The organism is Roseibium sp. MB-4 (genome assembly GCF_053005265.1).
On the sequence record NZ_JBRKQB010000001.1, the window covers coordinates 159,075 to 178,061 of the forward strand.

The 18,987-nt window shown below is 61.5% G+C and carries 24 protein-coding genes; 21 read left to right on the plus strand and 3 right to left on the minus strand.

Going from position 1 to position 18,987, the window contains the following annotated elements; translation table 11 throughout:
* Window positions 1-53: 53 nt before the first annotated feature.
* Complete coding sequence (locus ACVDG4_RS00795; protein WP_447233652.1) at window positions 54-272, minus strand: hypothetical protein; 219 nt, start codon at window positions 270-272, stop codon at window positions 54-56.
* Here ACVDG4_RS00795 and ACVDG4_RS00800 point away from each other — a divergent pair.
* A complete protein-coding gene (locus ACVDG4_RS00800; protein WP_447233653.1) occupies window positions 266-400 on the plus strand; it encodes a hypothetical protein in 135 nt (44 codons plus the stop codon). The two genes, ACVDG4_RS00795 and ACVDG4_RS00800, sit on opposite strands and share 7 nt — an antisense overlap.
* On the opposite strand, the gene ACVDG4_RS00805 is transcribed toward ACVDG4_RS00800, so the two are convergent.
* On the minus strand, window positions 397-948 hold the full coding sequence (locus tag ACVDG4_RS00805; protein WP_447233654.1) for a hypothetical protein: 552 nt from the start codon (window positions 946-948) through the stop codon (window positions 397-399). The two genes, ACVDG4_RS00800 and ACVDG4_RS00805, sit on opposite strands and share 4 nt — an antisense overlap.
* A gap of 278 nt (window positions 949-1,226) precedes the next feature.
* On the opposite strand from ACVDG4_RS00805, the gene ACVDG4_RS00810 reads away from it, so the two are divergent.
* Entirely contained in the window at window positions 1,227-1,532 is a 306-nt protein-coding gene (locus ACVDG4_RS00810) for a hypothetical protein (protein ID WP_447233655.1), read from the plus strand.
* Here the strand turns inward: ACVDG4_RS00810 and ACVDG4_RS00815 are convergent.
* Window positions 1,504-1,836 carry a helix-turn-helix domain-containing protein gene (locus ACVDG4_RS00815; protein ID WP_167578943.1) on the minus strand — a complete coding sequence of 111 codons (333 nt, stop codon included), beginning with the start codon at window positions 1,834-1,836 and terminating at the stop codon, window positions 1,504-1,506. The genes ACVDG4_RS00810 and ACVDG4_RS00815 overlap by 29 nt on opposite strands.
* Window positions 1,837-1,980: 144 nt before the next feature.
* Here ACVDG4_RS00815 and ACVDG4_RS00820 point away from each other — a divergent pair, with 144 nt between their 5' ends.
* The 19 genes from ACVDG4_RS00820 to ACVDG4_RS00910 all read left to right on the plus strand — a co-directional run bounded on the left by ACVDG4_RS00820 (window position 1,981) and on the right by ACVDG4_RS00910 (window position 18,896).
* Entirely contained in the window at window positions 1,981-2,253 is a 273-nt protein-coding gene (locus tag ACVDG4_RS00820; RefSeq protein ID WP_447233656.1) for a hypothetical protein, read from the plus strand.
* The gene (locus tag ACVDG4_RS00825) at window positions 2,250-3,719 is read left to right on the plus strand and encodes a helix-turn-helix domain-containing protein (RefSeq protein ID WP_447233657.1); all 1,470 of its coding nucleotides are present in this window, start codon (window positions 2,250-2,252) and stop codon (window positions 3,717-3,719) included. Before ACVDG4_RS00820 ends, ACVDG4_RS00825 begins: the two co-directional genes overlap by 4 nt.
* Window positions 3,716-4,363, plus strand: a complete 648-nt coding sequence (locus ACVDG4_RS00830; protein ID WP_447233658.1) for a transcription termination/antitermination NusG family protein — start codon at window positions 3,716-3,718, stop codon at window positions 4,361-4,363. The genes ACVDG4_RS00825 and ACVDG4_RS00830 overlap by 4 nt, the downstream gene beginning before the upstream one ends.
* Before the next feature lie 403 nt (window positions 4,364-4,766).
* Entirely contained in the window at window positions 4,767-5,093 is a 327-nt protein-coding gene (locus tag ACVDG4_RS00835) for an HNH endonuclease (protein ID WP_447233659.1), read from the plus strand.
* A gap of 226 nt (window positions 5,094-5,319) precedes the next feature.
* Entirely contained in the window at window positions 5,320-5,820 is a 501-nt protein-coding gene (locus tag ACVDG4_RS00840) for a helix-turn-helix domain-containing protein (protein ID WP_447233660.1), read from the plus strand.
* On the plus strand, window positions 5,817-7,514 hold the full coding sequence (locus ACVDG4_RS00845) for a terminase large subunit (RefSeq protein WP_447233661.1): 1,698 nt from the start codon (window positions 5,817-5,819) through the stop codon (window positions 7,512-7,514). Before ACVDG4_RS00840 ends, ACVDG4_RS00845 begins: the two co-directional genes overlap by 4 nt.
* Window positions 7,514-8,800 (plus strand): phage portal protein, encoded by a 1,287-nt coding sequence (locus ACVDG4_RS00850; protein ID WP_447233662.1) that lies wholly within the window; start codon window positions 7,514-7,516, stop codon window positions 8,798-8,800. The genes ACVDG4_RS00845 and ACVDG4_RS00850 overlap by 1 nt, the downstream gene beginning before the upstream one ends.
* Complete coding sequence (locus ACVDG4_RS00855; protein ID WP_447233663.1) at window positions 8,787-9,641, plus strand: head maturation protease, ClpP-related; 855 nt, start codon at window positions 8,787-8,789, stop codon at window positions 9,639-9,641. Before ACVDG4_RS00850 ends, ACVDG4_RS00855 begins: the two co-directional genes overlap by 14 nt.
* 14 nt (window positions 9,642-9,655) lie before the next feature.
* Window positions 9,656-10,894 carry a phage major capsid protein gene (locus ACVDG4_RS00860; RefSeq protein WP_447233664.1) on the plus strand — a complete coding sequence of 413 codons (1,239 nt, stop codon included), beginning with the start codon at window positions 9,656-9,658 and terminating at the stop codon, window positions 10,892-10,894.
* Window positions 10,895-11,000: 106 nt separating this feature from the next.
* Complete coding sequence (locus tag ACVDG4_RS00865; RefSeq protein WP_447233665.1) at window positions 11,001-11,159, plus strand: hypothetical protein; 159 nt, start codon at window positions 11,001-11,003, stop codon at window positions 11,157-11,159.
* A gap of 6 nt (window positions 11,160-11,165) precedes the next feature.
* Complete coding sequence (locus tag ACVDG4_RS00870) at window positions 11,166-11,756, plus strand: head-tail connector protein (RefSeq protein WP_447233666.1); 591 nt, start codon at window positions 11,166-11,168, stop codon at window positions 11,754-11,756.
* On the plus strand, window positions 11,756-12,094 hold the full coding sequence (locus ACVDG4_RS00875) for a phage head closure protein (RefSeq protein WP_447233667.1): 339 nt from the start codon (window positions 11,756-11,758) through the stop codon (window positions 12,092-12,094). Before ACVDG4_RS00870 ends, ACVDG4_RS00875 begins: the two co-directional genes overlap by 1 nt.
* Window positions 12,091-12,546 carry an HK97 gp10 family phage protein gene (locus ACVDG4_RS00880; RefSeq protein ID WP_447233668.1) on the plus strand — a complete coding sequence of 152 codons (456 nt, stop codon included), beginning with the start codon at window positions 12,091-12,093 and terminating at the stop codon, window positions 12,544-12,546. The genes ACVDG4_RS00875 and ACVDG4_RS00880 overlap by 4 nt, the downstream gene beginning before the upstream one ends.
* 1 nt (window position 12,547) lies before the next feature.
* Window positions 12,548-12,943 (plus strand): DUF3168 domain-containing protein, encoded by a 396-nt coding sequence (locus ACVDG4_RS00885; protein ID WP_447233669.1) that lies wholly within the window; start codon window positions 12,548-12,550, stop codon window positions 12,941-12,943.
* An 11-nt stretch (window positions 12,944-12,954) separates the two neighbouring features.
* On the plus strand, window positions 12,955-13,380 hold the full coding sequence (locus ACVDG4_RS00890) for a phage tail tube protein (RefSeq protein ID WP_447233670.1): 426 nt from the start codon (window positions 12,955-12,957) through the stop codon (window positions 13,378-13,380).
* Between the two features lie 14 nt (window positions 13,381-13,394).
* A complete protein-coding gene (locus tag ACVDG4_RS00895) occupies window positions 13,395-13,754 on the plus strand; it encodes a hypothetical protein (RefSeq protein WP_447233671.1) in 360 nt (119 codons plus the stop codon).
* Window positions 13,755-13,831: 77 nt separating this feature from the next.
* Window positions 13,832-14,104: a hypothetical protein gene (locus tag ACVDG4_RS00900; protein ID WP_447233672.1), complete on the plus strand. Its 273-nt coding sequence runs from the start codon at window positions 13,832-13,834 to the stop codon at window positions 14,102-14,104.
* A gap of 277 nt (window positions 14,105-14,381) precedes the next feature.
* Entirely contained in the window at window positions 14,382-16,955 is a 2,574-nt protein-coding gene (locus ACVDG4_RS00905) for a bifunctional diguanylate cyclase/phosphodiesterase (protein WP_447233673.1), read from the plus strand.
* 300 nt (window positions 16,956-17,255) lie between these two features.
* The gene (locus tag ACVDG4_RS00910) at window positions 17,256-18,896 is read left to right on the plus strand and encodes a hypothetical protein (RefSeq protein ID WP_447233674.1); all 1,641 of its coding nucleotides are present in this window, start codon (window positions 17,256-17,258) and stop codon (window positions 18,894-18,896) included.
* Window positions 18,897-18,987: the final 91 nt, after the last annotated feature.

Genomic DNA, 18,987 nt, shown 5'->3' on the forward strand with positions numbered 1-18,987 from the left:
CCTAAGCGGGTGCGTTCTTGAGCCGCGTCCGCGCTTCTGGCCCAGCCGATCTGTCACCCGTCTTCCAGAACCTTTTGGACCCGGGCGCGGGCGGCTTCCTTGGCTTCATGCTGCGCAAGCTCGGTTTCCAGGCGCATGAAAAACGGCAGGTAGTCGTCGCCGAGTTTCTGGACCAGGAGGGCCGTGACCTTCAGGGCGGACTTCAGCCGGGCTGTGTCGATGGGCCGGCCGGCCGCTGCTGATGGCGCCGTCGATGGCGCCGTTGATGTCAAAGATGTTGCCAAAGATGATGCCAAAGATGTTGCCGGTGCGGCTGGCGATGCCGCTGCCACCGTCGATGCCGATGCCGATGCCGATGGCGATGCTGCTGCTTGGGCAGATGCTGAGGGTGGGGCTTTAGTCCGGGGTGTGCCCATGGCGGGGTCCGTTCTCGGCAAGGAGGCGGCTGGTTTCCAGGATCAGGGCAATGAGCCCGTGTCTGGCGAGCAGCGCTGCGGCGCGCTCGCGGGCCTCCCGGTACTGGTCGAGCCAGAGATCGGGATCGGTGTGCGGGATGGAGACAGTGGCAAGATAGGCCTCCAGCCAGTAGCGCACCGCCGTCTTTGATTGGGTGGTGCCGGTTGCGCGCAACAGCGCGTGGGCATTCAGCGCCTCGGCGATCAGCCGGGCGGCGCGGTCCGGGTCCTCCAGGCCTTCGTTCACCACACACATCAGATAGGACGGCACCCGGATGCGCGCCTTGTAGCCCTGAACCCGGCTGGCGGTCTTGAACACCAATGGCCCTTCCGCCCGGTAGGGGCTGGCCGTCGACCGGTCGCAGGTGACGGGACGCGAGCCTTTCGGGAGCGAGCCTTTCGGGAGCGGTCCTTTTGGGCGTGGTCCGGGTGTCATCACGTCTCTCCTTTGTGGATGAGCACGTTCAAGTTGCAAAAACAGGTATAAAATCATACTAAAAGGTTAAATTAGTCAATAGGGGCGATTGAGATGGCCGGGGAATTCGGAGGGTGTGGCGACGGTTTTTACCGACATAAATGTCCTCAAGATATTGAATTGTTGTACTTTCTCTGATCCGTCCCGTTTCTTTTCGGGGGGCGCCGTGCCGATTTCGTTGAGAGCGGGGTGCCACACTCAAAAGATGTGCTTGAGAGTGGTGGTGCCAAAAGGGTGTGATTTGGGGATTTGAGAGTGTGGGATTTGGGAGATCGGGATGAGGGGGAGTGGGGACAATGGGGCAAGAGCTTGCGGGGCGGGACGGCCGGGATGTCAAAGCCCGGCTTTGGGCGCTGATAGATCAACTGGACGAGGCGGAAGCGGCCGCGTTTCTTGCCGAGCTTCAGGGAGAGCTTCTGGGGGACCTTCCGGGAGAGCGTCAGGGGGACCTTCAGGCAGAGTTGCCGACGGAACCCGATCGGTCCGGCCCGGAAGATCCGGATTTGGCGGCGCCAGACTTGGGGGCGCAAGACTTGGGGGGACCGGACTTGGATCTGGCGGATGCGGGGCGGCTCAGGCCCGGCGGGACAAAAGACGGTTGAGCGCGTCCCTGGCTTCGTCCTCGCTCATCGCCTCCACCAGGGCATGGAGCTGCTTGCGGTTTTCAGACCAGGGGTTCTGGCTGTCGAGCACCGCCGTGTTGGAAATCTCCAGCGCGGCACAAATCCGCTCCAGGCTTTCCCAGCGCATGGTGCGGGTGTCGCCGCGCAGGAACTTGTTCAGCGTGTTGACGCTCAAGTTGGCGTCCTGGCAGATCCGGCTCGGGTTCGTGCCCTGCCAGGCGATGACCGCCCTCAGGTTGCGCCGGCGCCGGTCCCAGATGTCGTCCGATGTGTGGCTGCGCATGGTGTCCGTCCTGTCGTTCGCGTCCCGATCTTCACCTTTTTCGGTGAACTTGTGAATAACGGGAAAAAGCATTTCCATAGAAACTGAGTATGAATTTAACCTTAAAAGGTGATTTTCTACCATTTAAGGCCCCGGGAGTGGATCATGGACCTGCCAGAGCCTCGTGATTTTCGCCAATGGATCAAACGGGTGCTCACCGTGCTCGATCTCACCGGATACCGCTGGTCGCGGGAGGCCGGGGTGCCGCCGAATCTCGTCTCCAAGTTGTTGAGCGGCGAGCAGACGGACCTGAGGCTTTCCGCAGCTTGTGCCCTGGTGCGCATTGCGCAAAAGACCGCCCGGGACCAAGGCATTGCCCTGCCGCCGCTGGAGCGGGACCGGTTTCCATCTGATCTTGGAAGGTGGTCCCGGCCATGAGCCACAAGGCGACCAACTGGGCGATCCTGCAGCGCGGCTTGAAACCGGCCGCCAAGATCGTTCTTTGGCACCTGTGCGACCGGCACAATCCGGACCACGGCTGTTTTCCCAAACAGGAAACCCTGGCGCGGGACTGCGAAATGAGCCGCTCCACCTTGAACCTGCATCTGAAGGACCTGGAACGGCGCGGCCTGATCCGCCGGGAACAGCGGCGCAACCCGAAGACCTATCAGCAGGAGGCGACCCGGTACAAGCTGGGCTTTGAAGCCGATTTTGTCGCCCTTGCGGCCGAGCGCCCTTGTCCGGATTCCGGACAGGGGACCAAGACCGATCCCGTGTCCGGATCTGCGTGCAGTCCGCGTCCGGATTTGGGCCGGTCCCGTGTCCGGGTTCCGGACACAAACCCTGTAAAGGAACCTGTAAAGAACCCTCTTTCGGACCACGTGCGCGTGGAAGAGGCTAGGGGCGTGGATGGGGGCGCGGATGAGGGCGCGGACAAGGGCGTGGAGGCTGAGCCAGAAACGTCTCAAGCTGGGTCTGAGGAGGAAGTCCCCGACATGGGTCCCGATGGGGGTTCAGATGCAGCTCACAATCCGAAGCAGATCGAACGGCAGTTCTGGAAGCTGGTGCGGGACTGGCCGGGGCTGGACGGCATGCCCAAGCAGCGGGCCTTGCGCGCCTTTCAGGCCTTGAGCGCTGCGGACCGGGCGGCCGCGCTTGCCCGCCGGGACGCCTGGTTTGCCTTGCTGCGCGCCACCGGCCGCTCGTTCACGCCCGCGCCCTCGACCTATTGCACCGAACGGCTCTGGCAGGATGTGCCGGATCCGGACACACGCTCCGGGGGCAGTGGATCCGGGGGCACCGCGACAGGTCCCGTAAAAAGTTCTTTGGCCGGGACCCGGGCGGCGCCCTTCGGCAAGGCCTGGAGCGCGGTGCGTTTTGCCGACCTGATGCGCCCGCCCTATGGCCGGTTCCCCAAGCCCTCCGCCTACTTGCAAGGGGTGCTGTCAGCGGGCGGTGCCATGGCGGAGGGCGAACGGCTGCGCCGCAGGGCCGTTTATGGCTGGCCGAAGGTGAGCGCGCTGCAGGCCCGGGCCCTGCGCCAGCGCAAGGGCTGCGCCGCGGACCCGGCCCTTGTCCCCCTGGAGGGGCTGTTCGGCGCGGTGCGGGTCGGGTCGGAGCTTTGGGCGGCGTGGCAGGCGCTGCACGCGGCCCGCGGCTGGCCGTGGTTCGGCGCGGACCGGGATCTGCCGGACTGGATCTATCTGCCGGAGCCGCCGGAGGGGTTTGACCGGTATCCGGATCTCAGCGCCGCAGTGGCGGCGGCGCTCGCCCGGTTTAAGGCGCAGCATCAGGTGCTCGATCGGGCCCAGACTCAGACCCAGACTCAGGGTGTGGGCGCGGGACAGGACCGGGGGCTCGACGGGCCCCAGGACAACGGGAGCAAGGGGGAGGCGGCGGAATGAGCATCCCGCGGATCAAGCAGCCGCAGATCGTGCACAATCTGGAGCTCCTGAGCCGGCTGCTCTTGCGCGCCGAGGCCGAGTGGGTGGTTATCCACACCAATCCGAAATGCGAGACCCGGGCGCGGGACGGGCTCTTGGGCGCGGGGCTTCTGGCCTTCCTGCCGATGGAGCAGATCGAGCGCCGGCACGGGCGCGGGCGCAAGGTCAAACCCGCGCAGACCTACACCGTGATCCGGCCGATGTTTCCGCGCTATCTCTTTGCCGGGATGGACGTCAAAAAGGGCCAGAGCGTTGACCAGATCCGCGCCTGTGACGGGGTGAAAGGTGTTCTTTCCTTTGACAAAACCGGGGCGGTTGCCCGGGTGGCGGTGGGCGATCTCATCAAGATCCTGGAGCTGTCGCACGGCACCTTTGAGGGCCGGCCGGTGGCGGACGGACAGATGGCCGATGTGGCGCGCCTGAAAGAGGGCGCGGTGGTGAAACTGGTGAAAGGCTCCTGGTGCGGGCAGGACCTCACCGTGACCGGCTATGACGCGGCGAAGGACCGCGTGACCGGCGAGCTGACGGGCTCTGCCATGCGCCTTGCCGTGACCGCGCCCCTTGACGCGGTAATACAGCCTGAGGTAGCAAAACGAACACGCTGAACGCGCTGGATCCCTCGGGCCCGGGTGAGACTGTTCACCATTAAGCGGAGCGACCGGGGCAGTGCATGGCCAACCTGAGACGCAGGATCTGCGGAGTTGGCGCGGCGGGGATCTATGGGATTTTTCTGAAAAACAAGCGGGATGGGACGGGGCTCCGGCGAGGGCTGCGGAGCGTCGGTGGCTGGGGGGCGGATGGTCGTTGGCTGGGGGATCGGTGGAAGCGGGCCGGGCTGTGTGATGCGGCTTCCAAGATTCCGGCGGTGTCCGGCACGTGCGTTTGTCTGAGCTTTGCGTGTGGTAGACTGTGGTTCCGTCGAGCGGGTGGCGTGTCCAGGATCTGCGTGGTTTGGAGCCGGCGATTGGGAGCAGGACGGATGGGAGCCGCATGTAGGGGAGAAAAGCCGTGGCGTTGAAGATGATCCGCAAAACCACGCGAACCCTTGCGCCCCGGATCAGGCCGCCGGTGAAGCTCACCGACCCGTTCTACCAGTCAGCCGCCTGGCGCGCCCTTGCTGCCGACATCAAGCGCCAGCGCCGCTACCGCTGTGAGGCCTGCGGCAATGATTTCTCCAGGCGGGCCGACAAGCTGATCGCCGATCACATCGTGGAACGGAGCGCGGGCGGGGCGGAGTTTGATCCGCTGAACATCCAGTGCCTGTGCATCGCCTGCCACAACCGCAAGACCGCCAGAGCTCGAAAGGCCCGCACGGCTGGCACGGCGGGCGGTTAAGGCCTCGATCGCAGCCGATCGAACAGCGATGCAGCTCTCGCGCGGGCAGCGGATTAAGCGGTCACGAGCGAGCCGGACTTATCGTTGGGGGCAGGCCTGATTGTCGGTCGGGAGCGGGCCGGATTCATCGGCAAAGGGGGCCGAATTCACCGGTTATAGGGGGGGGCAAAAACTCTGACTCCACCCCCACCCGGACCGGTGGGGGAACTCATGGGGGGATTTTTTTTTGGGGGCGTTTGATTTTGACCTGCTTGGTGATCCGATCCCGGAAGGGTTTGGCAAGCGCGGGCGGCCGCCGCACCGGCCAACGGAGGAAAAGCGTAAACTAGTCATACAGTTATGCGCCTTCCAATGGCCGGTCGACAAGATCGCGGCCGCGCTCGGCATCACCGCGCCGACCTTGCGCAAGAATTATTTTCGGGAGCTGAAGGCCAAGGCGGAGGCCCGGTGCCGGGTCGAGGCCAAACTCCTGAGCGCGCTGATGGGCGAGGTGGAAAAGGGCAACGTGTCGGCGATCGACAAATACATGAAACGGCTGGAGCGCCATGACCGGCTGATCGTGGCCGAGGCCATTGCCAACCGGGGGCAGGCGGCCGACGTTTTGGCCGCTGGCGCGCCAAGTGTCGGCGCGGCCGGTGGAAAGCTCGGCAAGAAGGAGGCCGCGCGCCGGGCGGCCGGCGACTACACCGGCATCTTCGCACCACCCGACGGACCGGTTCTCCAGTGACGCCGACCTGGTCGACCGCCTGTCCGGACTGGGAACAGCGGATTGTTGCAGGCCGGTCGCTGATCCCGTTCGCCCCGCTTTTCCCGGAAGAAGCGGAGGCGGCGCTGAAGGTGTTCAAGTCCCTGCGCGTCGTGGACCTGCCCAACCAGCCGACCTTCGGGGCCTGTTCGGACCAATGGGTGTTCGATTTCGTCGGGGCGATCTTCGGCGCCTATGATGCCCGAAATGCCCGCCGTCTGATTTCGGAATTTCTCCTGCTGATCGCGAAGAAGAACAGCAAGTCGACCATTGCCGCCGGCATCATGATCACCGCGTTGATCCGCAACTGGCGGCACACCAACGAACTGACGTTGCTGGCACCGACCATGGAGGTGGCCAACAACAGCTACATTCCCGCCTCGGCCATGGTGAAGGCGGATCCCGAACTGCAAATGGTGCTCAGGACGAGCGATCACCAGCGCACCATCAAGCACCTGACAACGGACGCGGAGTTGAAGGTGGTGGCGGCCGACAGCGACACATCCGCGGGCAAGAAATCCGGTTTCATTCTGGTGGACGAGCTCTGGCTGTTCGGCAAGAAACCGAGATCCAGCGCCATGCTGCAAGAGGCTACGGGCGGATTGATTGCCCGGCCCGAGGGTTTCGTCATCTACCTGACGACACATTCCGACGAGCCGCCTGCCGGTGTCTGGAAAAGCAAACTGGACTATTTCCGAGATGTCCGGGACGCCAAGATCACGGACACCGAAAAGCTGGGCGTTCTCTACGAATTTCCGGAGCCCATGATCGAGGGGGAAGCGTATCTCGATCCGGACAATTTCTACATCACAAATCCAAATATCGGCCGGTCCGTGCGGCGTGGCTGGCTGGAAACCAAGTTGAAGGAGGCCGTCTCGGGGGGCGGGGACGACGACAAGCAGACCTTCCTTGCCAAACATCTGAACGTGCCGATCGGAACCCGGTTACGTAGGGACCGCTGGGCGGGAGCTGATGCCTGGGACAGCGCCGCCGATCCGGAACTTGCCAGCCTTGAGGACCTTCTTGACCGGGCCGAGGTTGTGACGGCGGGGATCGATGGCGGCGGCCTGGATGATTTTCTGGGTCTCGCCCTGATCGGCCGGGAGCGCGGCACGCAGCGCTGGATGCTCTGGACGATGGCGTGTTGTCACGAAAAGGCGCTGGACCGCCGCAAGGATATCAAAACCATGGTCCAGGGCTTTGCACAGTCCGACGAGGTTCTGATTTGCCGGTCCGGGGAACAGGACATTATTGCGGTGGCGGACATCATCGAGCAGGTCTGGAGCCGGGGCCTGTTTCCTGAAAAAAATGCCGTCGGCCTCGATCCGGTCGGAGTGGCCGCCATCATGGACGAACTGATGGCCCGGGAGCTGCCCGAAGACATGCTGGTTGGCGTTCCCCAGGGCTACAAGCTTTCCGGTGTGACAAAGGGCATGGCGCGCAAGGTGGATGACGGGTCTCTGGTGCACGGCGGCAGCGGCCTGATGTCCTGGTGCATCGGGAACGCCAAAACCGAAAAACGCGGCAACGCCGACTACGTTACCAAACAGGCCTCCGGCTCCATGAAAATCGATCCGTTGATTGCCGCTTTCAATGCCTTCGACCTGATGAGCCGTCATCCGGATCCCGCCGGCGGACCGTCCGTCTATGAAGATCGCGGGATTCTGTTTCTCTGATGGCCTCTCTCTTCCGGTTCTTGAGCCGAACGACCGTACCGGCGCGGACCGAGCCGCCCGCCTTGAATGTGGACGCAAGGCCCGGAACGCCGCTTCAGGCCATGGCCGGTGACGCGGCCGTCTTCTACGACTTTGATGATCCACGGTTTCTCGACTTTGTGCGTGGGGGCGGCGGGGCCCTGACCGAAGCCGGCGTGACGATCACACCGGAAAAGGCGCTGAAAAACACGACGGTGTTTCGATGTGTGTCCCTCATCAGTTTTGCAATCGGAATGTTGCCCCTGCACCTGCGAAACAAGGCAACCAAAGCCAAGGCCGAGGACCATTCCGCTTTCCGGGTTCTGCATCGAAAGCCGAACGCCTGGCAAACGGCCTTTGAATTCCGGAGCCTCATGCAGCAAAGGGCTCTGATCCATGGAAATGCCTATGCCAGGATCCTGCGCCGGGGACACAGGGTCTTGCAGCTTGTGCCGTTTGATCCGGCAAGGACCAAGGTGGAACAGATGCCGGACTGGTCCCTGCGTTACCGGTACCAGCGGCCCGAAGGCGGTGAAACCGTCCTCCCGGCCAAGGATGTGTTTCACCTCCGGTTCGGACTGTCCGAAAACGGAATTGAGGGCATTTCCCTGGTCGCCAAAGCGGCTGAAGCCATTGGTCTTGCCATCCAGACGGAAACTGCCGCAGCGCGCCTGTTCCGAAACGGCGTCATTGCCGGTGGTATCCTGTCCATGAAAAAGCGTTTGTCTCCGGAAGCGTATGACCGTTTGAAGGCGAGTCTCGAAGACCGGCGGGGGGCGGGCAACGCCCATCGGGACATGATCCTGGAAGAGGACATGGACTACAAGGACGGCACCCAGTCCGGCCGGGACAACCAGCATCTAGAAACGCGCAAGCATCAGATTGAGGATGTTGCCCGACCGTTCGGCGTGCCACGGCCGCTTCTGGCAGTCGACGACACCTCCTGGGGATCCGGGGTGGATGTGCTCGGACAGATGTTTGTCCGATACGGCTTGAACCCCTGGTTTACCGCCTGGGAACAGGCCATTGAGCGGGACATTCTGACCGACGCCGAGACCGAGACCATCGAGGCCAAGTTCAATGCCGGCGGGCTTTTGCGCGGATCGATGACGGACCAGGCCGAGTTTTTTGCCAAGGCGCTTGGGTCCGGTGGCCATCAGCCCTGGATGACACCAGAGGAGATCCGGGCGTTGAGCGATCTAACACCGGGCGCCGATCTGCCCATGGCGCCCGGAAAACAGAGGGAAGCGGACCATGAGCCTTCTTGAGTTGCCGGACGTCAGGGCGTTTCAGCGCCCGGACTGGATGGCATTTGAAGCACCGGCACAGACCCTGGATCACTATGATGCAGCCGTCTCTGCCACCGAGACAGATGATGACACGGTTATCACGATCTATGGCCAGATCGGTTTGGACCCCCTGTCATCGGCCGACAATTCGGAACGCCGGATTTCCCGGGCGCTCCGGGCGATCGGACAGCGGGATGTCACGGTCAACATCAACTCACCCGGCGGTAATTTCTTCTCCGGCCTTGCGGTCTACAACCTGCTCCGCATGCACAGGGCGAAGGTGACCGTGAACGTGATCGGGCAAGCGAGCTCGGCGGCCTCGGTGGTTGCCATGGCCGGCGATGAGATCCTGATGGCGGATGGTGCGACGCTCATGGTGCATAATGCATCCGGTGTCACGATCGGCAACAAATTCGACACGCAGGACGCAACCGACATCTTGACGGATATCGACGCGGTGATGGCCGAGATCTACGCGGCGCGCTCTGGCGCGGATCCCAGCACCGTGTCCGGGTGGATGGATCGCGGGCGCGGCGCCGGAACCTGTTTCAGCGTCAAGCGGGCCCTGGAGGCCGGACTTGCGTCCGGCAAACTGGACCAGCGGCTTGTCACAGCCGATGCGGACGCACCAAAGCCGGCGCCACCGGCCCGGGTTCTGGAAGCCGCTCTGATTGCCCAATGCAACATGTCGCCGAAGGACGCCAAAGCCTTCGTATCCCAATTCAAGGCCGAGACGCGGGATGCTCCGGCCGCTGTCACGCGCGATGCTGACACTGTGCGCGAAGCGCTGACCGCCCTTCGCAAAACGCTCACGTCCTAACAAGGATCATACCGATGAAACATTTGATGCCAGCGCGGGTATCCGCGCGGGGGCTCTGTTCCGTGCGCGCCGACGCTAGCGGCGACATTGCCCAGTTGATCACTGCATTGAACAAGGATTTCAGTGCCTTCAAAGAAACACTTGAAGCAAAAGAGCAGGAAACCGCAAGACGGTTTGAAGATGTGGTCACGACAGACAAACTTGAGCGGATCAACGCCAGCGTAGGGGAGTTGCAGGCAGCGGTCGACATGGTCAATGCTCAAATGGCAGCGCTGGAGATGGGTGGCCTTGGCGGCAGCGCCGGGCCCGTCGATGCGGACTACACCAAAGCCTTTCAGGCCCATTTCCGGCGCGGTGATGTCGAGGCCTCGCTGAACAAGGGCACCGATTCCGAAGGCGGATATCTTGCGCCGGTTGAATGGGACCGGACAATTACCGGCAAGCTGATCGAGGTCTCGCCAATGCGGCAGGTGGCCAGCCTGCAACAGATTTCGGGGACCACCTACCGAAAGGTTTTCAACCTGCGGGGAACCGCCTCCGGCTGGGTCGGTGAAACGGCCGCGCGGCCCGAGACGGACACGGCAAGCATTGCCGAGATGCCAATTGCAACGGGTGAAATCTACGCAAAACCGGCCGCAACCCAACAATTGCTCGACGATGCGGAAATCGACGCCGAAACCTGGCTTGCCGGAGAAGTGGAAACGGAATTTGCCTTTCAGGAAAGCAATGCCTTCATTGCCGGCGACGGTGCCAACAAACCCCATGGGTTCCTGACCTTTGCCGACGGGGCGGCCAACGCAAACCGGAATCCCCTCGGGCCGATCGAAGCCGTGCCGGTGGCAGCCGCTGCAGATGTGACATCCGATGAATTGCTTGATGTCATTTACGCGCTGCCGTCGGTGTATACCCAAAATGCCCGCTGGGTGATGAACCGCACAAGTCTTGGCACCATCCGGAAGCTGAAAGACGGCCAAGGCAACTATTTGTGGCAACCGAGTGCCCAGGCCGGGCAACCCGCAACCTTGCACGGGTACCCGGTCAGTGAAATGGCAGGAATGCCTGACATGGCTGCAAATGCCCTGTCGATCGCGTTTGGAGATTTCCGCAGAGGGTATCTCATCGTTGATCGGGTCGGCATCCGGGTTCTGCGGGACCCCTATACCAACAAGCCTTACGTCCTGTTTTACACGACCAAACGGGTTGGTGGCAGCGTGATTGACCCGCAAGCGCTGAAGGTCATCAAACACGCGTGACGGCGGGGCCGCAGAGCGGGCGACCCAGCAAAGCAAGACGCCGGGTGGCGGTCATGCCACCCGCAAGAGCTCCCCATTCGTTTGAACCTCAAGAGGGAAGACCACCATGGCAAACACCAAGCAAGCTGCCACCTCCGATGAGGAGACCGGCTCACTACCCGAACCGGCCCGCCCGAAACAGTCAACCCGAACCCCGAGATACACGCGTGACCAGATCCTTGCCTGGGGGCTCGATCCGTCCGTGTTCGGGCTCAAGGCGGATTAAACCGTCGTGTTGCGTCCGAAGCGCGTTCTTGCACCGACGGAAACGCCGGTGACCGTTGAGGAGGCGAAATGCCATCTCAGGGTTTCGACCTCTGAAGAGGATACCCTGATCGCCGGTTTGATCGACACCGCCGTCGACAGTTTCGACGGCCGGGCCGGCATCCTCGGCCGGTGTCTGGTGTGGCAGACCTGGAAAGCCTGGTACCACGGGTTTCCTTGTGGCCGATCTGTCCGCCTGCCATTTCCGGATGTCGATGCGGCGTCCGTGGTCGTTCGGTATCTCGACACAACTGCCACCGAACAGACCTTTCCGGCCTCCGGCTTCAACGTCTTTGAAGACACCAGCGGCGCCTATCTCCTCCGGCATCTGGAGGGCTTGTGGCCCGCAACGTGCGACCGGCCGGATGCCGTCTCCGTTGAATTCCGGGCAGGGTTCGGATCTCCTTCGGACGTGCCTGGACCTCTCAAGTCCGCCATCTTGTTGCTGGTCGGGCACCTTTACGAAAACCGGGAAGCCGTGACCCAAGGTGCCCGGGCCGGAGAAATGCCGCTCGGTGCGATGCATCTGGCCGGGCCCTACCGGGTCAGAAGACTGTGATGCCGGCAATCGGAAAACTTGACCGCCGCGTGACGATCCAGCGTGCGTCCTGGCAGCAGAATGAATTTGGCGAGGATATTGCGTGGTGGTCGGAGGTGATCACGCTCTGGGCGATGCGCGCCGATGTCCGCGACGGAGAACGATTGGCCGCCGGTGAAGTCGGGTCCCGATTGCAGGCCCGGTTCACGGTCCGGGCGTTCAGCACGACGAGGACCGTTACTCCGGCAGACCGGCTTCGGCACGAGAGCGCCGTCTGGGACATCATCGGCGTCAAGGAAACCGCCGGCGGACGGAACCGGTTTATCGAAATCACAGCGGTTCGGGATGCGGATGCATGAGCGTGACCTACAAGATAGCCGGGCTTCGAGCGGTTGAGAGATCTCTGAAGGCTCTCAACAGCCATGTCACGGCCCGGAGCGTCGCACGGCGGGTTTTGAAGAAGGCGGCTGCACCCGTTGCCGAGAAGGCCGCCCTTCTGGCGCCGGATGATCCCGCAACACCTGGGAATGACCTGAAAGCCTCGATCGGTGTGTCCACAAGACTGACAAAACGCCAGCGGCGGGCAGTTGGAAAAACCGGAAAGAGCGCCGTTGAAGTCCATGCAGGGACCAGCGACCCGGCCGGCGTGCAGCAGGAATTCGGGAACGTCAACCACGGCGCGCAACCCTTTCTGCGGCCGGCCTGGCTGGCGACCAAAATGCACGCGCTGGCCGTGGTGACGCGGGACCTGGCGCACGAGGTGACGAAAACCGCGCGCCGGGTGGCCGCCCGGTCAGCGAAGCGGCGGTGACATGGAGGAGGGGCTGCTGGACCTTTTGCGTGGAACGGCCGCACTGACGCAGCTGACGGGACCGCGCATTTATTGGGGACGGCGTCCGCAGGGCCGCGAGACCCTTCCCGCGATTGTCCTGACCCGCCTCGGGGGACGGCGCGACAGCAACCTTGGCGGCCCATCCGGTCTGGTGGACAGTCTGGTTCAGGCAGACGTCTATGCCACGCGCTATGGTCAAGCCAAACGGGCAGCAAGGGCTGTCCGGGACGCCGTGAACGGATATTCCGGTGACCGGTCGGGGACGTTTTTCCAGCTGATAGCCATCGCAAACGAGCGGGACAGCTCCGAAACCGCCGCAGCCGGAAAGCCGGTCTTCCGCATTTCGATCGATCTGACACTTTGGCACGATGAATAGGAGGCGCAGCCATGTCGGCGCAGGCACGCATTGGACACGGGACCAGTTTTCAAAGATCGGGGGACGGAACCGCCGGAGGTGTTTTCGCAAGCCTTGCCGGTGTGATGGCGATCAGCGGTCCGGGACTTTCCCGCGATGCGGTGGATGTTACCGACATGGCTTCCTTGGGAGGGTGGCGGGAGTTTGCCGGTGGGCTGAAAGACCCTGGCGAGGTCAGTCTTGATCTGGAGTTCGATCCGGATGGCCCGGATGTGACCAGCCTTCTTGCGGACATCCATGAGGACACGCCCGGTTACTACAAGATCGTTTTTCCGGACACGACCGAGTGGGGCTTCCCGGCGTTTGTGACCGGGTATGAGCCAACGGCGCCGCTCGACGACAAGATGACCGCCTCGGTCACCTTCAAACTGTCCGGCCAGCCGGCCTTCATCGCTTGAATTGGGAGACCGTCATGGCAAACCGGCAAAAGGGTGAGACGGGTTTTGACGCCCTCGGGCAGACATGGACGCTGCGCTACGGGACCAACGCGCTGTGCGAGATCGAGGATCTGTTCGGCCGCAGTGCACTGGATGTTGCGCGGGACTTTGAGGATGAAGCCACGGTCCGGATCCGGAGTATTCGTGATTTCTTTCTCTGCGGATTGAAAGACCATCACCCGGACGTTGATGCGGCCAAAGCCGGGGAGATCATCGACGCACTTGGGCTGGACCAGGTTGGCCCCAAAATCGGCGAAGCGCTGGCGCTTGCCTTTCCATCTCCGGAAGACACCCATGCGCCGGGAAAGCCTCAGGATCCGGCGATGACCGGCTAGACTGGGGCCCGCTGGACTGGGACCGGCTGCAACGCCGGTTCTTTGCCGCAGGCGGGGATCCGGAGCAGTTCTGGCGGATGACCTTGAGGCAGCTGGATATTTTCTTGAAGGCGGCGACGGACCGTCACCTTCTGGACCTCGATCTGGCTTATTACACGGCCTACCACGCCGGGCTGTTCAGTCAGCCGTTCAAGGGCGGCAAGTTTCCGAAATATCAGACCCACCGGCCCAACAAGGAGCGCAACCGTCCCGTCTCAAAACAGCGGCAAAGCTGGCAGCATCAAAAGCAAATGGCCCTGGTCATGAATGCCGCTTTTGGCGGGCGCCGTGAAGATACGCGCAGAGGGTGAGCCCGCACCGGTTTTCCGAATCCTCCCATTGTTGTTGGTCCGTTTCGCAAGGTGATCGTCTGCTGATCGGAGCGGTTGGAAACGGCGGGTCTCAGATACAGATCTTCTTTACGCTTCTGCTTTAGCTTTTTGGCAATCGATGTGTAAATCCGGTCTTCTGACGCAGTGGGATCCAGCGAGTTCAGCCGCGATGTCTTTCAATTTGAACAGACTTATCAATAGGTATCGACTGCGTCCGAGTTATCTCATCGCCGGGATAGCAGTTTCAGTTACGCTGGTGACGGCAGTTTTTGCCGAACTGCAGAACCGCGCTGTCCATCGTGAGGGCGCGCGTGCTGCCATAGGGGAGCAGCTGAGCAAGGTCCGCGCGCAGCTTGAAGGAAACATCAACAGCAACCTGCAGCTTGTCCGGGGGCTGGTGGCTGTCATTGCCAATCAACCGAACATCGATCAGACCCAGTTCAGTCAAATTGCCAGCCATCTGATCGGCGACCATTCGCAACTGCGCAACATCGCGGCAGCACCCGACCTTGTTATCCGCCTGATGTATCCGATTGCCGGTAACGAGAAAGCAATCGGGCTTGACTATAGAAAAAATGACCAACAGCGAAGGGCTGCTTTGCAAGCCGTTGACGCAAAGCAATTGGTACTCGCAGGTCCAGTCAATCTTTTGCAAGGCGGCCGGGGGTTCATCGGACGGTTCCCGGTCTATACGACGGATTTAGCCGGTTCCAAAAGACTTTGGGGTCTGGTGTCCGCTGTCGTGGATGAAACCCGTCTTTATGCCGACAGTGGTTTGCTCGATCCTGACCTGCCTCTTGATATTGCGATCGCTGGGCAGGACGCAGATTTGAGCGATGCCAACGCCTTCTTCGGGGATCCGGACGTGTTTTCGAGAGATCCTGTGGTCACATCGATTTCGCTGCCTTCGGGCGGCTGGCATATCGCGGCAATTCCTCGCGGCGGTTGGAATTTAGCTCCGGACAATGTGTGGCTGGTTCGCGGACTCGTGTTTGTTGGCGGGTTGTTGCTGGTCGTGCCAATTCTGGTTGCCGGGCAACTCTATGATGAACGGCAACGCCATCACCGCGAAGCAAAGTTGCAACAAGAGGAGACGGAGCGCCTCTCCCAGCGTTTGAGGCTTGCGCTTGATACGTCCAAGATCGGTATCTGGGAGTTCAATCTCGAGACCAAGGTGCTTGCGTGGGACAAGAGGATGAAGGAACTCTACGATGTTCCGGACCACACAGATCCGAACGACTATAACGTCTGGAGCGACCGCCTTCATCCTGAAGACCGCGAGCGCGCTGAAACGGAGTATTGGGGCGCTATCAACTCGAATGGGGTCTATCATTCCGAGTTTCGCGTCGTGTTACGGGATGGAACGCCTCGCTGGATCCGGGCGATCGGGGCGGTCCATCAAAGTAAAAGCGGCCAACGTTATATCGTTGGTGTGAATTGGGACGTTTCTTCAGATGTGGCCTTGAAGAAACATCTGCTCGAGGCGAACAAAAGTGCCGAGCTCCGGAATCAGGAGCTGGAAACCGCACGCGCGCAAATGGAACACAATGCGCTGCATGACAGCCTGACAGGATTGCCGAACCGACGGTTTCTGGATCAACGCCTCATGGAGGCCGATCCCTCCCGCGGTCCAACGGCGCTTTTGCATATCGATCTAGACCGTTTCAAGCATATCAATGACACTTTGGGGCATGCTGCCGGTGATGCGATGCTGGTCCATACAGCTGCAATTTTGAAAGGCACGGCACAAGACGGTGATTTTGTGGCGCGTATTGGTGGCGATGAGTTTGTATTTGCCGTTACCAGGTCAACGGACGAGATGGAATTGTCCATGCTCGCAGATCAAATCATCAGCAGGCTCAGCGAGCCGGTATCCTACCAGAACCACCTCTGCCGTTTTGGAGGCAGCATCGGCATTGCGATGGTGGATGAAGAGACTGGGAGCCACCGGCGTAACCTGCTCGTTGATGCCGACATCGCGCTTTACCGGGCAAAAAGCAACGGGCGGAACCGGTTTGAATTCTTCTCTGGTTCGCTGAAGGCGGAAATCATTCGCACGAAACGGGTTGCCGATGACATCCTAACTGGGCTGGAACAGAAACAGTTTGTGCCGTTTTTTCAACCCCAGTTTGATGCCGCAACGCTCAAGGTCGTCGGTGTCGAGGCGCTCGCCCGCTGGGACCACCCGAAGGAAGGCATGCTTGCGCCAGACACGTTCATGAAAACGGCCGGTGATCTGAACGTCGTCCCTCTGATCGACCGAACCATTCTGGAACAAACGCTTGAGGCTTCTCTTCGTTGGAAGCTGGCCGGCCTTGATGTGCCAAAGGTGTCGGTGAATGTGTCGGCCGGACGACTTGCGGATGCCAGCCTGTTCGAAAGTCTCGACGGGTTGTCTTTTACTCCCGGCGGGCTGTCCTTCGAACTGTTGGAGTCGATTTTTCTTGATGATCAAGACCCCATGATCACATCCAATTTGAAGCGCCTGCAACAGATGGGCATCGACATCGAGATTGATGACTTTGGTACCGGTTATGCCTCAATCGTCAGTCTCCTTCATCTCCGTCCGGCACGTCTAAAGATCGACCGGCAGTTCATCTATCCTTTGCTCGGCTCCCATGAACAGCAAAGGTTGGTCGCGTCCATCATCGATATTGGGAAATCCTTCGATATAGAGGTTGTAGCCGAGGGCGTTGAAACAATGGATCATGCCCGCATCCTTAAAGATCTCGGATGCGATATCCTACAGGGCTATGCGCTTGGGCGTCCGATGCCGTCGGATGACTTGATTGCCTATGTAAAGGCTGAAAGCTGGAAAACTGCTGCCTAGTGTGTACAGCCAGCCAACTTAAGCTCCGGAGTGCGGAGCAGACCAAAAGAAAAGCCGCCTGAGACGGCGGCTGAGGTCAGCAGAAAGGCCGGTCTTGGGAGGACATCAACCGGCCTTGCTGTAGCGTTATTCAACAACGGGCCAGGCGGGCTGTCCGTGACATAAATCAAAAATCTGACGTTGCGTTAGTTTTTTTGCCGCCGAGAATTTGCAAATTCAGCGGTAATCCGGGCTTTTGCGCCCGTCTCATCGTCCCGCCGATCTTCCAGTTTCTCCTTCTCCTTATCCAGGACCCGTCCCATGGCCCAGGCAGTTGTTGGCGCGCTGCGCGTGACGCTCGGTATGGATTCCGCAGCCTTTTCCAAAGGTCTGCGAAACGCAGAAACGCGGTTGTCCCGGTTCGGCAAGATAGCGTCCAAGGGATTGCTGGCGGTTGGGGGCGCGGCGACAACGGCGGCAGCGGGGCTCGCTGTGTCCGTGCGCGGAACGTTGACGGCGGCCGATGCCATGGCCAAGGCGTCCCGCAAAATCGGGGTCCCGGTCGCCGAGTTGTCACGGCTGAAACACGCCGCGGACCTTTCCGGTGTCTCCTTTGACGGGCTTCAAACCGCGTTGCGCCGGCTCGCGGTGAGCATGGAAGATGCAAGGGACGGGACAGGGGAGGCGCATGCGGCCTTTGGCCGGCTTGGTGTGAGCGTCAGCCAGGCGGACGGAACGCTGAAGTCCTCCAGCCAGGTCCTGCGGGAGCTCGCCGCCGCCTTTGCCGGTCTGCCGGATGGTGCGGAAAAAACCGCGCTTGCGATGGATCTCATGGGACGGTCCGGCACGGACATGATTCCGATGCTCAACGGGGGCACAGCCGCCCTGGACAAAATGATGGCCGAAGCGGATGGGCTCGGGCTTGTTTTTACGGAAGACATGACGGCCCATGCGGAGGCCTTCAACGACAACATGACCCGGCTCGGGGCCATCTTCAGCGTGCTGGGCCGCCAGCTGGCGGCAGACCTTGCGCCGCATCTTGAAGCGTTTTCCGATTGGCTTGTGACACATGCGCCGCGCATTGCCGAAATGTCCTCGGCGATGATTTCATTCGGCGTTGCGGTTGTGCGCGAGATCTCTTCCATCGTGACGGCGCTCGCAGATGCCTGGGGCGCATTCGAGACCTGGTGGGACGGTCTGGTCGACTGGGGCGGGCGCGTCAAAACAACGGTCCGCGAGACGGCCGATGCCATTTTGACCGCCTTCGCCGAGCTTCCGGGCGAGATGGTGGATCTTGGCCGGCAAATCATGCTCGGGCTGGTGGACGGGATCCTGTCTGAGGTGACCCACCTCAAGGACCAAATCCTGGAGGTCGGTGCCAATATCAGCGCCTGGTTTCGCGACACGCTTGATATCCGGTCGCCGTCCAGGGTGATGATGACAATCGGCGAAGAGGTCATGCGCGGACTGGCGCGCGGGCTTGCAGGACTGCAGGACAGCGTCGTGGGGCTTGCCGGGACGATCTCAAACAGCGTGGCGGGTGCCTTTACCGGCATCGTCACTGGAGCGCGGTCGGTTGAGGATGCCTTGAAGTCGGTTCTGGAGCAGGTGTCGAATGCGGCCCTGACGCGTGCCGTGAACGGGTTTGTGTCCTCTGCTTTTGCAGTGTTCGGGGGCGGGCTCGCAAAACCGATGTTTGGCGGCTTCTTTGCAGATGGTGGAACGCTCGGGGCCGGCCAGTGGGGCATTGCAGGAGAAAACGGACCGGAGATCATCCACGGCCCGGCGCACATCACGCCCCTGGAGGCCGGAGGCCGCACACAGTCGGAGGCGGAGGATCGCGCGCCGGTTGTCATCCATATGTCGGTCCAAACACCAGACGCTGACAGCTTCCGGCGCTCGGAAGGACAAATTGGCGGGATCCTTCTGGACACGGTCGCGCGCGGCCGGCGCGGACGATGACGGTTGGGATTGAACCGGGCGCGCTGGATCCCGGATCGGCCCGCAGCCTGTGCTGCACTTGTCCGGGATGGCGGGAAGAAATCTGAACGAT

Bases quoted from the DNA above. Each gene is read 5' to 3' on its own strand.
- ACVDG4_RS00810 (WP_447233655.1), top strand. From the start codon at position 1,227: ATGGGGCAAGAGCTTGCGGGGCGGGACGGCCGGGATGTCAAAGCCCGG.
- ACVDG4_RS00830 (WP_447233658.1), top strand. From the start codon at position 3,716: ATGAGCATCCCGCGGATCAAGCAGCCGCAGATCGTGCACAATCTGGAG.
- ACVDG4_RS00910 (WP_447233674.1), top strand. From the start codon at position 17,256: ATGGCCCAGGCAGTTGTTGGCGCGCTGCGCGTGACGCTCGGTATGGAT.
- ACVDG4_RS00820 (WP_447233656.1), top strand. From the start codon at position 1,981: ATGGACCTGCCAGAGCCTCGTGATTTTCGCCAATGGATCAAACGGGTG.
- ACVDG4_RS00805 (WP_447233654.1), bottom strand. From the start codon at position 948: ATGATTTTATACCTGTTTTTGCAACTTGAACGTGCTCATCCACAAAGG.
- ACVDG4_RS00855 (WP_447233663.1), top strand. From the start codon at position 8,787: ATGAGCCTTCTTGAGTTGCCGGACGTCAGGGCGTTTCAGCGCCCGGAC.
- ACVDG4_RS00865 (WP_447233665.1), top strand. From the start codon at position 11,001: ATGGCAAACACCAAGCAAGCTGCCACCTCCGATGAGGAGACCGGCTCA.
- ACVDG4_RS00815 (WP_167578943.1), bottom strand. From the start codon at position 1,836: ATGCGCAGCCACACATCGGACGACATCTGGGACCGGCGCCGGCGCAAC.
- ACVDG4_RS00895 (WP_447233671.1), top strand. From the start codon at position 13,395: ATGGCAAACCGGCAAAAGGGTGAGACGGGTTTTGACGCCCTCGGGCAG.
- ACVDG4_RS00880 (WP_447233668.1), top strand. From the start codon at position 12,091: ATGAGCGTGACCTACAAGATAGCCGGGCTTCGAGCGGTTGAGAGATCT.
- ACVDG4_RS00900 (WP_447233672.1), top strand. From the start codon at position 13,832: ATGACCTTGAGGCAGCTGGATATTTTCTTGAAGGCGGCGACGGACCGT.
- ACVDG4_RS00800 (WP_447233653.1), top strand. From the start codon at position 266: ATGTCAAAGATGTTGCCAAAGATGATGCCAAAGATGTTGCCGGTGCGG.
- ACVDG4_RS00890 (WP_447233670.1), top strand. From the start codon at position 12,955: ATGTCGGCGCAGGCACGCATTGGACACGGGACCAGTTTTCAAAGATCG.
- ACVDG4_RS00825 (WP_447233657.1), top strand. From the start codon at position 2,250: ATGAGCCACAAGGCGACCAACTGGGCGATCCTGCAGCGCGGCTTGAAA.
- ACVDG4_RS00850 (WP_447233662.1), top strand. From the start codon at position 7,514: ATGGCCTCTCTCTTCCGGTTCTTGAGCCGAACGACCGTACCGGCGCGG.
- ACVDG4_RS00860 (WP_447233664.1), top strand. From the start codon at position 9,656: ATGAAACATTTGATGCCAGCGCGGGTATCCGCGCGGGGGCTCTGTTCC.
- ACVDG4_RS00875 (WP_447233667.1), top strand. From the start codon at position 11,756: ATGCCGGCAATCGGAAAACTTGACCGCCGCGTGACGATCCAGCGTGCG.
- ACVDG4_RS00885 (WP_447233669.1), top strand. From the start codon at position 12,548: ATGGAGGAGGGGCTGCTGGACCTTTTGCGTGGAACGGCCGCACTGACG.